This window comes from Sphaerisporangium fuscum, assembly GCF_018531465.1.
GTDB lineage: Bacteria > Actinomycetota > Actinomycetes > Streptosporangiales > Streptosporangiaceae > Sphaerisporangium > Sphaerisporangium fuscum.
In genome coordinates, this window is sequence record NZ_JAHDTF010000043.1 from 25,662 (window position 1) to 38,804 (window position 13,143).

Sequence of the window (13,143 nt, forward strand, 5' to 3'; positions counted from 1 at the left end):
TAGTCGTGCCGTATTTAATACAGATGACTTGGAAAGTCTAACCGGACGCCGGACCGCGGCGAGGACGAGGACATGCCCATGACAGAGCACCTGCCGCCGAGGCTGCGGCCTCCGCGCCACAAGGCCGACCCCCTGGCCCGGCGCTGGTGGACGGCCCAGGCCCTGCTGACCGTGACGGCACCGGCGACGCTGACCGGCCTCGCCCTGTTCGTACCGGCGCTGCTGTTCTTCCCCGGGGCGCTGGTCTGGCTCGGCCCGCCGCTCGCGCTGCTGGTGGCGCCGGCCCTGGCGTACGCGCTGGTCATGCCGTCCTGGCGCTACAAGGTGCACGGATGGGAGCTCGGCACGCTGGCGGTGTACGCGGCCAGCGGGTGGTTCTGGCAGAAACGACGCATCGTGCCGCTCTCACGCGTGCAGACCGTCGACACCGTCCGCGGGCCGCTGCAGCGCTCCTACGGGCTCGCCACCGTCACCGTGACCACCGCTTCGACGCACGGCGACGTGAAGATCGCGGGCCTCTCGGACGCCGACGCCGAGCACCTCGCGCGGCGCATCGGCGAGGCCGCGCAGTTGGTGCCCGGGGACGCCACGTGAGCGAGTACCTCGCGGACCGGTCCGCGAACGTGAAAGAGACCGCCGCGGCACCGTGGCGCGGCCTCGATCCCCGGACGATCGCCGTCCACTGCTCCTGGCTGGCCGCGCCGCTCGGCTCCCTCGCCCTGACCGCCGCGGCCTCGGGCGGACGGCTCGGGCCCGGCGAGTGGATCACCGTCGCGTCGATCGGTGTCGCGTTCTCCGTGGTCACCGCCCTGGGACTGGTGCGCCTCGCCCGCACCCGGTACCGCGTGACGGAGGACGCCTTCGAGGTCCGGACCGGGCTTTTCGTGCGGAGGTACCGGTCGGTCCCGCTGAACCGGATCCGCGGCGTCGACCTGACCGCGAACCCCGTGCACCGGCTCTTCGGGCTCGCCGTGCTGCGGGCCGGCACCGGGGGCGGCCCGGGCTCCGGCTCGGGCGAGCTGGCCCTGGAGGCGCTGTCCCGGCCCGCCGCGGAACGACTGCGGGCCGAGCTGCTGTCCCGTGCCGGCGTGGCGGCGTCGGCGGACCCGGTCGTCTCGGTGCTCGACCCGCGCTGGACGCGGTACGCGCCGCTGACGTTCTGGGTGTTCGGCGGGGTGTTCGTGGTGATCGGCACCGCGTACCGGATCCTGCACGACCTCGGCGTCGAGCCGTGGCGCATCCCCGTGGTCCGGCGTGCTCTCCTCACGCTGGGCGGGGTGTCGCCGTGGACGGTCGTCCCGGTGTCCGTCGCGCTGATCGCGGTCGTCGGGTCGGTGGGCGCGGTCGTGCTGTACGTGGAGAACTGGTGGCGGTTCCGGCTGGAATGGACCGACTCCGGGACGCTCGCGGTACGCCGGGGGCTGCTGACGACGCGGTCGGTGTCCATCGAACGCGCCCGGCTGCGCGGGCTGGTTCTGCGCGAGCCGCTGCTGCTGCGCGCGGCCGGCGGCGCGACGCTGAAGGCGGTCGCCGGCGGGCTCGGCGACGCGGACGAGAACCGCCGCCGCAGCGCTCTCCTCCCCCCGGCGCCGCGCGCCGAAGCCCTGCGCGCCGCGGCCCGTGTGCTCGCCGGGCCTGGATCGGCGCCGGAGCCGCGCCTCACCGCCTCGCCCCTGGACGCGCCGCGTCTGTCCCCGTTGGACCGTCCGCGGCTCACCGCGCATCCCGCGGCCGCGTTCCGGCGGCGGGTGCTGCGGGGGATGATTTTCGTCGTGCTGCCCGTCACCGCGGCCCTCGCCGTGCCGGGCGTCCTGTTCACGACGGTGCTGGTGCACTGCGCGTGGGTCTTCCTGCTGGTGGGCACGCTCACGACGTTCTGGCTGGCCCGGGACGCCTACCGCGCCCTCGGCCACGGCCTGGACGGGCCGTATCTGGTGACCCGCTCCGGCACGTTCAGCCGCGACACCGTGGCGTTGCGGCGGGACGGCATCGTGGCGTGGACCTTCTCCAGCTCGCCGTTCGCCCGGCGCGCGGGCCTGGTCACGCTGACGGCCGCCGTCGCCGCCGGAGAGAACGGCTACCGCGTACCGGACATGGCAGAGCGGGAATCGGCGCGTCTCGCCGAGACGGCCACCCCCGGAATCCTCACCGAGTTCCTCGAACGGGCCTGAGCGGCCCCCACCGCGTCGGCGCGGGGGAGAAACCCGACCCGCGGCGACGGGGTTCTCGCGATGACTACGGGAGGGGTCAGGGGGTGTGGTGGGTGAAGGTGGACAGGAGGCGGTCGGCGGCGAGGGTGGGGGTCAGGGTGCCCTCGAGGACGTCGCGTTCCAGCTGGGCGGTGATGGCGGCCACCTCGGGGTCCTGCTTCAGCCGGGCCAGCAGGCGGTCCTGGACGAGGGTCCACATCCAGCGGACCTGCTGGCGGCGGCGCCGGGCGGCGAGTTCGCCGGAGGCCTCCAGGAGGTCCTGGTGGCGGGCGATCTGCCGCCACAGCTCGGCAAGGCCCGTACCGGTGAGGCCGCTGCAGGTCAGCACCGGGGTGTCCCACGAGCCGCCGCCCGCGCGCAGCAGCCGGAGCGCGCCCGCGAGCTCGCGGGCGGCCTTGCGGGCGTCCATCTCGTGGGAGCCGTCGGCCTTGTTGACCGCGATGACGTCGGCCAGCTCCAGCACGCCCTTCTTGATGCCCTGGAGCTGGTCGCCGGTGCGGGCCAGGGTGAGCAGCAGGAAGGTGTCGACCATCTCGGCGACGGCGGTCTCGGACTGCCCGACGCCCACGGTCTCGACCAGCACGACGTCGAACCCGGCGGCCTCGACCACCACCATCGCCTCGCGGGTGGCCTTGGTGACCCCGCCGAGGGTGCCGGAGGTGGGCGAGGGCCGGATGTAGGCGTTGGGGTCGGCCGCCAGCCGTGACATGCGGGTCTTGTCGCCGAGGATGCTGCCCCCGGTGCGGGTCGAGGACGGGTCGACGGCCAGGACCGCGACCCGGTGTCCCTCCCCCGTCAGGTGGACGCCGAGCGCGTCGATGAACGTCGACTTGCCGACCCCCGGCACGCCCGTGACGCCGACCCGGCGCGCCTTGCCCGACAGCGGGGTCAGCTCGACCAGGAGCCGCTGCGCCAGCTCACGGTGGTCGGCGCGGCTGGACTCCACCAGGGTGATCGCCCGCGCGATCCAGGCGATGGACCCTTCGCGCACCCCCTGGACGTAGTCCTCAAGCGGTGGCATGGCCCAGCCGGGCGGAGAGGTCGCGCAGCAGGTCGAGGGCCGCCTCGGCGACCACCGTGCCGGGCGGGAAGATCGCCGACGCGCCCGCGTCGCGCAGCGCCTGGAAGTCGCCCGGCGGGATCACCCCGCCCACGACGATCATGATGTCGTCCCGCCCCAGCTCGGCCAGGCGCTCGCGCAGCTCGGGGACGAGCGCGAGGTGACCGGCCGCCAGCGACGAGACGCCGACCACGTGCACGTCGGCCTCGATGGCCTGCCGGGCGACCTCGGCCGGGGTCTGGAACAGCGGGCCCACGTCGACGTCGAAGCCCAGGTCGGCGAAGGCGGTGGCGATGACCTTCTGGCCGCGGTCGTGGCCGTCCTGGCCGATCTTGGCGACGAGGATGCGGGGCCGGCGGCCCTCCTCGTGCTCGAACGCGGCGCACGCGGCCCTGACCTTCTCGATGTTGGCGGCGTCGCCCGCCTCGTCGCGGTACACCCCCGAGATCGTACGGATCTGGCCGGCGTGCCGCCCGAAGACCGTCTCCAGGGCGTCGGAGATCTCCCCCACCGTGGCCTTGGCGCGGGCGGCGTCGACGGCGAGGGCGAGCAGGTTGCCGTCCCCGGCGGCCCCGCGGGTGAGGGCGTCCAGGGCGTCGCGGCAGGCCCGCTCGTCGCGTTCCTCGCGCAGCCGGCGCAGCTTCTCGATCTGCTGGGCGCGGACGGCCGAGTTGTCGACCTTGAGGACCTCGATGTCCTCGTCGGATCCCGTGCGGTACTTGTTGACCCCGATGACCGGCTGCTTGCCGGAGTCGATGCGGGCCTGGGTGCGGGCCGCGGCCTCCTCGATGCGGAGCTTGGGCAGGCCCGCGTCGATGGCCTTGGCCATGCCGCCGGCCCGCTCGACCTCCTGGATGTGCGTCCAGGCGCGGCGCGCCAGCTCGTAGGTCAGCCGCTCGACGTACGAGCTGCCGCCCCACGGGTCGATGACCCGGCAGGTGCCGGACTCCTGCTGCAGCAGCAGCTGGGTGTTGCGGGCGATGCGCGCGGAGAAGTCGGTGGGCAGGGCGAGCGCCTCATCCAGGGCGTTGGTGTGCAGCGACTGGGTGTGTCCCTGGGTGGCCGCCATGGCCTCCACGCAGGTGCGTACGACGTTGTTGAAGACGTCCTGCGCGGTGAGCGACCAGCCGGAGGTCTGGCAGTGGGTGCGCAGCGACAGCGACTTGGGGTTCTCGGCCCCGAAGCCCTTGACGAGCTTGGCCCACAGCAGCCGGGCGGCGCGGAGCTTGGCGACCTCCATGAAGAAGTTCATGCCGATGCACCAGAAGAACGACAGCCGGGGCGCGAACGCGTCGACGTCCAGCCCCGCGCCGACCCCCGCCCGCAGGTACTCGACGCCGTCGGCCAGCGTGTAGGCCAGCTCGAGGTCGCAGGTGGCCCCGGCCTCCTGGATGTGGTAGCCCGAGATGGAGATCGAGTTGAACTTCGGCATCTTCTGCGAGGTGTAGGCGAAGATGTCGGAGATGATCCGCATCGAGGGTCCGGGCGGGTAGATGTAGGTGTTGCGGACCATGAACTCTTTGAGGATGTCGTTCTGGATGGTCCCGGCCAGCTGCTCCGGGGCCACCCCCTGCTCCTCGGCGGCCACGATGTACAGCGCGAGCACCGGCAGCACCGCGCCGTTCATGGTCATCGACACGCTCATGCGGTCCAGGGGGATGCCGTCGAACAGCTGCCGCATGTCGTAGATCGAGTCGATGGCGACGCCCGCCATGCCGACGTCGCCCGCCACCCGCGGGTGGTCGGAGTCGTAGCCCCGGTGGGTGGCCAGGTCGAAGGCCACCGACAGGCCCTTCTGCCCGGCGGCGAGGTTGCGCCGGTAGAAGGCGTTGGACTGCTCGGCGGTGGAGAATCCGGCGTACTGGCGGATCGTCCACGGCTGGGTGGCGTACATCGTGGGGTAGGGGCCGCGCAGGTACGGCGCGATGCCGGGGTAGGTCGACAGGAAGTCGAGCCCGTCGAGGTCGGCGGCCGTGTAGAGCGGCTTGACGGCGATGCCCTCGGGGGTGTCCCACACCAGGTCGGCGGGGCTCTTGCCGACCTGGTCCTGCACGGCGCGGGCCCAGTCGGGAAGGGAGGCGCCGGCCTCCGGCCGCTCCCCCGGGTGCAGCGGGATGCCTGAGAAGTCGGGGATCATTCGCTCACTCCCAGGTCGTCGAAGGTCGTGCGCAGCACCTCGAGGGCGTCGCATCCGGCGTAGAGGTTGGCGTCCACGCCATCATGGTCCCCCTTCCCCGCCAGCCAGATCCTTCTCGCCCCGGCCCGGCGCAGCTCGGCCGCGACGGCCGCGGCGTGCTCGCCGTACAGCTTGTCACTGGAGCACAGGCAGGCCACGGTGGTGCCGCCGCGGCGGAAGGCGGCGGCGATCTCGGCCGGGTCCGTCGAGGGCCCGCTGGTGACGGTGGCGATGCCGCCCGCCTGGAAGAGGTTGGCGGCGAACGAGGCCCGCGCGGTGTGCGCGGCCACCGGTCCGATCGTCGCGAGGAAGACCTCCGGGCGCGGCTCGGCGCGGTCGGCGCGGTCGCGCAGGGCCTCGAACTCCTGGGCGTAGTGGACGCGGGGCAGGCCGCCGCCGGGTGGCTCGGGGGCGGGCTCGCGGGCGGGGCGGCGCTCGTCGAGGTGCGGGAACTCGCTGACCCCGGTGATCGGATCCTTGCGGCGGGCGACGGCGCGGGCCCGGCGCGACCAGGTGGCCGAGAGCCGCTGGGGGATCAGCCGGTCGAGGGCCGCCTCGACGCCGCCCGCGCGCTCGATCTCCTGGAACCACTCCCAGGCCTTCTCGGCGAGTTCGGCGGTGAGCCGCTCGACGTACCACGAGCCGCCCGCCGGATCGGCGACCCTGGCGACGCCGGCCTCCTCCACCAGCAGGCTGTGGGTGTTGCGGGCGATGCGCCGGGCGAAGGCGTCGGGCAGGCCGAGCCGGGCGTCGAACGGCTGGACGGTGACGGCCTCGGCGCCGCCGACGCCCGCGCCGAAGCAGGCGAGCGTGGTGCGCAGCATGTTCACCCAGGGGTCGCGGCCGGTCATCATCGCCGAGGAGGTGACCGCGTGCTGGGTCTGGCCTCCGCTGCCAGGCGCACCGCAGGCCTCGGCGACGCGGGCCCACAGCAGCCGCGCGGCGCGGAACTTCGCGATCGTGAGGAACTGGTCGGCCGTGGCGGCGTAGCGGAACTCCAGCTGGCCGAAGGCGTCCTCCAGCGGCAGGCCGGCGTCGGTGAGGGCCCGCAGGTAGGCGACCCCGGTGGCCAGGGAGCAGCCGAGCTCCTCGGCCTCGCCGCCGCCCGCGTCGTGGTACGGCGTGGCGTCCACGGTGATCGCCCGCAGCGAGGGGACCTCCAGGGCGCGCCGGGCCAGGCCGGCGACCGTGGACGGCGGGAGCACGACGCCCGTCCTCGCCCGCAGGCCGATCGGGTCGGCGCCGAGGTTGCCGCCCGCCGGCGCGACGCCTCGCTCCTCGGCGAGCCGCAGGAAGGCGTCGGCGGCCTCGGCGGTGCGCGCCCCGGCGTCGAGGACGACGGGGGCGAGGTCGAGGTAGACGCCGTCGAGCACCCGGGGCAGGGCGGCGGGGTCGAGCCCGCCGTCGCCGAGGACCAGCCACAGGGAGGTGACGCCGTTCTCCAGGTCGGCGAGCACGGCCTCGCGGAACACCTCGGGGTCGGGGTGGGCGTGCCGCTGGCGGACGTCCCAGCCGGACGGCACGGACCCGGCGGGGCGGGCGCCGCGGGTGTAGGGCGCGAAGCCGGGCAGGCCGGGATCGCCGGGCAGGTCGGCGGCGTCGTACAGCGGCGCGACGGGCACGCCGTCGTGGGTGGTGAAGGCCAGCGCCTCTTCGGGGGAGTCGACGTCGGCGCCCGACCTGCGCAGCACGCCCACGGCGAGTCGCCGCCAGTCTTCCCGCGTGACCGGCGGGAAGTCGGCGGCGGTCTGGAGTTCCTCAGGCTGCACGGTCATGTCCCGGATGGTAGGCGCTGCCGTACCAGAACAATACTTCGGGGCCCCCGAACGCCCCGGCGCGCCCGTGCTTGATCGCCTCGCTGCGCTCGGCGGCGAGGAGCGCGGGTCAGGTGATGGGGGCCTCGAAGGAGGCGTTCCAGGTCGCCTTGTCGACGACGCCGTCGTCCTTGAGGTTCTCCTGCTGCTGGAAGCCGACGCAGACGTCACGGGACTGCGGCCCGTAGGCGCCGTCGACGTCGAGGGTCCAGCCGCGCTTCTCCATCTGCGCCTGCCAGGTGCGCACGTCGTCGCCGCGCATGATCGGCGGGTACTTCAGCGCCCGGCCGGGCCACTGGGGGTGGGTGGACGGCGGCCCGGGCGGCGTCGGCTGCCGGTCGCCGGGGCGCGGGGCGCCCTTCTTCACCCAGGCGTACAGGGCGTCGCCGGGGCAGTCGGTGGAGTACCCGTCGCGGTGGCCCTTGATCTCCTTGCCCGCTCCGCCGTGCTCGCGCAGGTAGTCGACGGCGTCGAGGATGCCGTGGAGCATGGCGTCCGGCGGCTGGACCAGGCCGGAGTTGCCGACCAGGCCGAGCACGGCGTAGTGGCCGGAGTTCAGGCCGGGGCCGTTGGCGGCGGGCAGGTGGCCGGGGCCGCGCCCGACGAAGACCTTGCGGTGCGGGCAGGCGATCATCGAGTAGCCGATGTCCAGCCAGCCGTTTCCATCCATGTGGTAGTTCTGGATGGATTTCACCATCGCGACGCACTTGGTGTGGTCGTTCACGATCGCCGGCTCGACCCGGCCGCCCGTGTAGTGCACCTTCACGCCCTTCGTGGAGGTGAGCGTCGAATAGGAGCCGCGCGGGGCACGGGCGCCCCACTCTTTGCGCGACACGAGGTCGATGGCCACGAACTTCTCCAAGGGGGAACGAACATTCCGGACGACGACCCACTGTCCCCGCACCGGGTCTCCAAACCGGCCCATTGCGGATCGCAGCGGATCGAATCCGCTTGGCTAACCCTAACCGGGGATTCATCCCGCATCAGGCGGTTTGCGGATGTGCGTTCCCTGAACAACAGCTGAAGACCGGCTCTATACCCTGATTTGCGCGGTCAGCGGGGGAAAACCCTTGGACGGCACCCCGCTCCGGACTGAATCATGAATATATGTCTGTTGTGGAGGAGGTACGTTTCCCCGCCGCCGAGGCTCTCCCGATGAAGGTGTGGCTCGACGACGGCGACTCACCGATCGATGTCATCGACGCGCTCGCGCTGTCCCCGTTCGCCCTGGGGAACCAGCCGTGGGCCCGTTCCGCCGACCTGGAAAGGGTGCGTCCCGACGCGCCGCTGATGCCGGCCAAGGCCCGGCTGACCCGCTCGGCCAAGGAGGAGGACGGCCGCGAGTCGCGGCTGGCCTGCGGCGACGGGTGGACCCTGCGGGTGGTCAGGTACCGCAACCGCTCGGCGACGCTCACCGTGACCGCCGTCAGCGACGAGCTCGCGCGCTCGGTGCTGGAGGAGGCGGTCAAGGACGCCGTCGAACGGCCGCAGGAGGACGGCCAGGTCGAGATGGGCTTCTGGTGGACGGGCGGCCACGGCCCCCGCCGCAACCAGCGCCCGATCACCGCGCCCCGCTGGGAGGCGATCCGCGCCAACTACACGCGGCGGGCGGGCGAGTCGCTGGGACGGCTGATGGCGATGACGCCGTCGGAGGTCAACGGGCGGCTGATCCTCCTGCACGGCCCGCCGGGCACCGGCAAGACCACGGCGCTGCGCGCCCTGGCCCGCGAGTGGGCCGAGTGGTGCCAGGTCGACTGCGTGCTCGACCCCGAGAAGCTGTTCGGCAGCCCCGGTTACCTGATGGAGGTCGCGGTCGGCTACGACGAAGGCGAGGAGCGGCGCCGCTGGCGGCTGCTGGTCCTGGAGGACTGCGACGAGCTGATCCGCGCCGAGGCCAAGGACGCCACCGGCCAGGGGCTGTCGCGGCTGCTCAACCTGACCGACGGGCTGCTCGGCCAGGGCAGGGACGTCCTGGTGGCGGTGACCACCAACGAGGACCTCGCCCGGCTGCACCCGGCCGTCGTCCGTCCGGGCCGCTGCCTGGCCCAGGTGGAGGCGGGCCGGCTGTCGCGGGAGGAGGCGGCGGCGTGGCTCGGCTCGCCGGACGGCCTCGGCCCCGCGGGGGCGACGCTGGCCGAGCTGTTCGCCCTGCGCGCCGGGCGCACCGACGTCGTCCCGCCCGCGCCGGCCGAGACGACCGGCCTCTACCTCTGACGGTCGCGGTCCGCGGACGGCTCCCTCGCCGTCCGCGGACCGCCCGTCCGCCGTCACGGGACGTGACGGCGCCGGACGATCTTCGGCGACGTCCCGGAATCTCACAAATACGGTACGTAAACCTGGCTGTGCCCGCACACGTAAACGCGCCCGTCAAGGCGGGCACGGACGCAATCATCCTCACTATCCGTGAAGTCGTGATGGCGATTAGAAATATCGGGCGACCGCTTCCTATGGCTGAATCCGCGACGTAAGATCCCGATGAGGTTTAACAGGGAGTGCCCCGCGCGCCCCGCGTATGCCATGGCATTCCCTCTATTTCGGGAGGTTTAATGAGCAACGCTTTCCTGCTGGACGACGCCACGACCGACATCGAGAACCTGGACCTCGACCTGCAGGTCTCCTTCGACGCGCAAATGGCCGACGTGAACGGCTTCGACATGCTCGGTTCGCGTACCTCTCCGAACCGGACCTACAACCACCAGTCGATGTGCCCGACCTGCTGCTGAACCAGCGCTGACGGGTCAAGGGAGGGCGCCGCTCCTCGGCGCCCTCCGCCTTTTCCCGACCATATGAATTCGGTGGCGAGCGCGAGGGAACCGGTTTTTGCGAGACGACCTTTTCGAGACGGCCGACGCGATCCTCGTCCGGATGGGCACCGTTCCCCGGGATGGCGTGAAGCACGACGGTGCCGCCGATCCGCATTCTGTGATTCGACAGGTACAGGCCGATCCCCTGCTTCGCGAGGCGATCCGGGTGGCGAGCGGAAGCCTGTCGGGATTCCTCGACAAATTCGCGGACGGCACTGCGGGGAACAGCGAGAAAAAGCTGCTGCGGGCGGCGATTTCCGCGACCCGGTACCGGCTGCGCATGGGCGGCCGGCCGACCCCCTTCGGCCTTTTCGCCGGCGTCGCCGCGGCCCGGTTCGGACCCGAGGCCCGGGCCGAGGTGCGCGGGCCCGGCGAGAAGTCGGTCCGCCTCGACGGCGACTGGCTGCTCGGCCGCGTCCGCGCCTGGCTCGAACTGCCCGCCGTACGTCGGCGCGTGCACGTCATGGTCAACGACCTGTGCTTCCCGCGCGACGGCCGCCTGTTCATCCGGCAGGCCGACGGCGAGATCTCGATCCGTGACACGCCGGTGGTCGCCTGGATCCGCGAGACCGCCGCCTCCCCCGTCCCGTACCCCCGCCTGCTGCGGGACGCCGCCGGGCGCTTCCCGGACGTCCCGGAGGACAGGATCGACGGCGTGCTGGCGCAGCTGATCCGGCACGGGTTCCTGGTCACCTCGATCACGCCTCACCTGTTCGACGCCCACCTGCTCGACCGTCTGGAAGCGGCGCTGGGTGAGGTGCCGGGCGCCGTCGACGACCTGCGCGGCATCCGTTCCGCGCTGGACGCCTACCGCGCCACCGAACCGGGCAAGGGCGAGGACGAATGGCTCCGCCTGGTGCGCCGCCTCGACCCGGCCGGCACCGCGCCCCACCCTCCGGTGCACGTCGACCTGGCCATGGACGCCACCGTCGTGCTGCCCCGGCAGGTGGCCGACGAGGCGCGCCGCTACGCGCACGCCATGTGGGCCATCTCCCCCGAGTGGGTCACCCACGGCCACATGCGCGAGTACTGGGACCGCTTCGTGGAGCGGTACGGGGTGGGCGACGCGGTGCCGCTCGCCGAGCTGGTCGACCCGCACCGCGGGCTGGGCCTTCCCGCGAGCTACCTGACCCCGCCCTCCGCGCACGCGCCCGCGCCCACCGGCGCGGAGACCGAGCAGGGCCGGGAGCGGCGCGCCCTGATCGCCGAACTGGTGCAGGAGGCCCTGCTCGGCGAGCGCCGTGAGCTGGTGCTGACCGAGGCCGACATCGACCGGCTCTCCTGCGCCTCCCCCGCCGACCCGCCCCGCACGCTGGAGCTGTGCTTCCAGCTCCTCGCCGACAGCGTCGCCGACCTGAACCGGGGCGAGTTCCGCCTGCTGTCCGCCCTGCACGCCGGCTCGTGGATGGCCGGGGCGACGGCGGGCCGGTTCGCCGCGCTGACCGGCATGAGCGGCGACCTGTCCCGGATCATGGCGAGCGGCGCCGGGGAGGCCATGGCCGCCCAGGTCTCCTTCCGGCCGCTCAGCGACCGGGGCGCCAACCTCGTGCAGGTGCCGCGGCTGCTGCCGTACGAGATCCCCGTGGGCGTCTTCGCCGACCGGGAGGACCCGCATGTCCTGGACTGGCGGGAGCTGCTGGCCACCGCGACCCCCACGGGGTTCCAGCTCGTGTGGGGACGGGACGGCCGGCAGGTGATCCCGGTGGTCCCCCACATGCTGGCCCTGGATCGCGAGGCGCCCGCCATCGTGCGGCTGCTGGTGGACATGGCCCTCGGCGCGCCCAAGACGCTGACCGGCTGGGACTGGGCCGGCCTGGCCTCCATGCCCTTCCTCCCCCGGCTCTCCTTCGGCAGGGTGGTGGCGGCTCCGCAGCGCTGGAAGCCGGACCGGCGCGTGCGCGAGGCCGCCGCCGACCCCGCCGCGTGGGCCTCCGCGCTCGCCCGGTGGCGCGACCGCTACCAGGTGCCCGACCGGGTGCAGATCGTCCAGCAGGACCGCGTGTACGGCATCGACCTGAGGGACGACTGGCACCAGAGGCTGCTGCGGCACGAGCTCACCAAGGGACGGCTCCTGCTGGTGGAGGACGTGACGGCCGGCGGGCGCGGGCTCGGCTGGGCGGGCGGCCACAGCACCGAGGTGGTCGTGCCCATGACCCGCCGGGACGGCGTCGCCGCCGCCCGGCGGCCGTCGGTACGACTGCGGCCCCGTGAGGAGTACCAGGCGCACCTGCCCGGCGAGGAATGGCTCTACGCCAAGCTGTACGCGGTGCCCGAGGCCCAGGACCCGCTGCTGCGCGACCACCTTCCCCAGCTGCTGCGCGAGATCGACGGTTCGGTCGACCGGTGGTTCTTCATCCGCTACCTCGACCCGGACCCGCACATCCGGCTGCGCCTGCACGGCGACCCCGAGGCCCTGCGCGCGACGGTGCTGCCCGCGCTGGCCCGGCACTGCAGGGCCTGGCAGCGGGCCGGGGCGATGCGCGCGCTGACCCTGGACACCTACGAGCCGGAGACCGGCCGGTACGGCGGCCCCGCCGCGCTGCCGCACGCCGAGCGGCTGTTCTGCCTGGACAGCCAGTCGGTGATCGCCCAGCTGCGGGCCCGCGCCCGCGGCGGCCCGGCGATCCCGGACGAGGTGCTCACCGCGGCCGGCCACGCGATCCTGCTGGAGTCCCTGGGCGACTGGGACTGGTGCGCCTGGGTCGAGCGCACCTTCCGCAAGGGGCCCGAGCACGCGACCTTCCAGCGGCACCGCGCACTCGCGACCGATCTCATCCGTCCCGGACGGACGGCGGAGCGCGTCGCCGAACGCCTCTCCCTCCCCGGGCTCGCCCGGCTGTGGACCGGTTCGCCCGAGGCGCGCGCCTACGGGGCGATCGTCCTGCCGGACGGAGAGCCGGGGGAAGCGTCGCGCGACATCCTGCTCGCGCTGCTGCACATGCAGCACAACCGGCTGATCGGCGTCGACCGGGCCAAGGAGACCGCCGCCGCGGCGATCCTCCGAGGCGTCGCCCGCGCCCACACCGGACGGCTCCGGCACGGCGCCGGGCTCGGCTGACCGCGGCACCAGGCAAGGGGA

Annotated in this window: 9 protein-coding genes; 5 read left to right on the forward strand and 4 right to left on the reverse strand. The window is 73.2% G+C overall.

Annotated features, from left to right (window positions below):
• The first annotated feature begins 78 nt into the window (after nucleotides 1-78).
• Nucleotides 79-594, forward strand: a complete 516-nt coding sequence (locus KIK05_RS40835; RefSeq protein WP_214416266.1) for a PH domain-containing protein — start codon at nucleotides 79-81, stop codon at nucleotides 592-594.
• A complete protein-coding gene (locus KIK05_RS40840) occupies nucleotides 591-2,171 on the forward strand; it encodes a PH domain-containing protein (RefSeq protein WP_214416267.1) in 1,581 nt (526 codons plus the stop codon). The genes KIK05_RS40835 and KIK05_RS40840 overlap by 4 nt, the downstream gene beginning before the upstream one ends.
• A 76-nt stretch (nucleotides 2,172-2,247) precedes the next feature.
• On the opposite strand, the gene meaB is transcribed toward KIK05_RS40840, so the two are convergent.
• The 4 genes from meaB to KIK05_RS49250 form a co-directional block, all read right to left on the reverse strand.
• On the reverse strand, nucleotides 2,248-3,231 hold the full coding sequence (gene meaB / locus KIK05_RS40845; protein WP_214416268.1) for a methylmalonyl Co-A mutase-associated GTPase MeaB: 984 nt from the start codon (nucleotides 3,229-3,231) through the stop codon (nucleotides 2,248-2,250).
• Complete coding sequence (gene scpA, locus KIK05_RS40850) at nucleotides 3,218-5,407, reverse strand: methylmalonyl-CoA mutase (RefSeq protein ID WP_214416269.1); 2,190 nt, start codon at nucleotides 5,405-5,407, stop codon at nucleotides 3,218-3,220. The genes meaB and scpA overlap by 14 nt, the downstream gene beginning before the upstream one ends.
• On the reverse strand, nucleotides 5,404-7,221 hold the full coding sequence (locus tag KIK05_RS40855) for a methylmalonyl-CoA mutase family protein (RefSeq protein WP_214416270.1): 1,818 nt from the start codon (nucleotides 7,219-7,221) through the stop codon (nucleotides 5,404-5,406). The genes scpA and KIK05_RS40855 overlap by 4 nt, the downstream gene beginning before the upstream one ends.
• A gap of 109 nt (nucleotides 7,222-7,330) precedes the next feature.
• The gene (locus tag KIK05_RS49250) at nucleotides 7,331-8,110 is read right to left on the reverse strand and encodes a peptidoglycan recognition protein family protein (RefSeq protein WP_214416271.1); all 780 of its coding nucleotides are present in this window, start codon (nucleotides 8,108-8,110) and stop codon (nucleotides 7,331-7,333) included.
• Between the two features lie 257 nt (nucleotides 8,111-8,367).
• Here KIK05_RS49250 and KIK05_RS40865 point away from each other — a divergent pair, with 257 nt between their 5' ends.
• From KIK05_RS40865 to KIK05_RS40875, 3 genes are all read left to right on the forward strand, one after another.
• Nucleotides 8,368-9,474 (forward strand): DUF5925 domain-containing protein, encoded by a 1,107-nt coding sequence (locus tag KIK05_RS40865; RefSeq protein WP_250564275.1) that lies wholly within the window; start codon nucleotides 8,368-8,370, stop codon nucleotides 9,472-9,474.
• Between the two features lie 332 nt (nucleotides 9,475-9,806).
• On the forward strand, nucleotides 9,807-9,983 hold the full coding sequence (locus tag KIK05_RS40870; protein ID WP_214416272.1) for a hypothetical protein: 177 nt from the start codon (nucleotides 9,807-9,809) through the stop codon (nucleotides 9,981-9,983).
• 142 nt (nucleotides 9,984-10,125) lie between these two features.
• Complete coding sequence (locus KIK05_RS40875; protein ID WP_250564286.1) at nucleotides 10,126-13,122, forward strand: lantibiotic dehydratase; 2,997 nt, start codon at nucleotides 10,126-10,128, stop codon at nucleotides 13,120-13,122.
• Nucleotides 13,123-13,143: the final 21 nt, after the last annotated feature.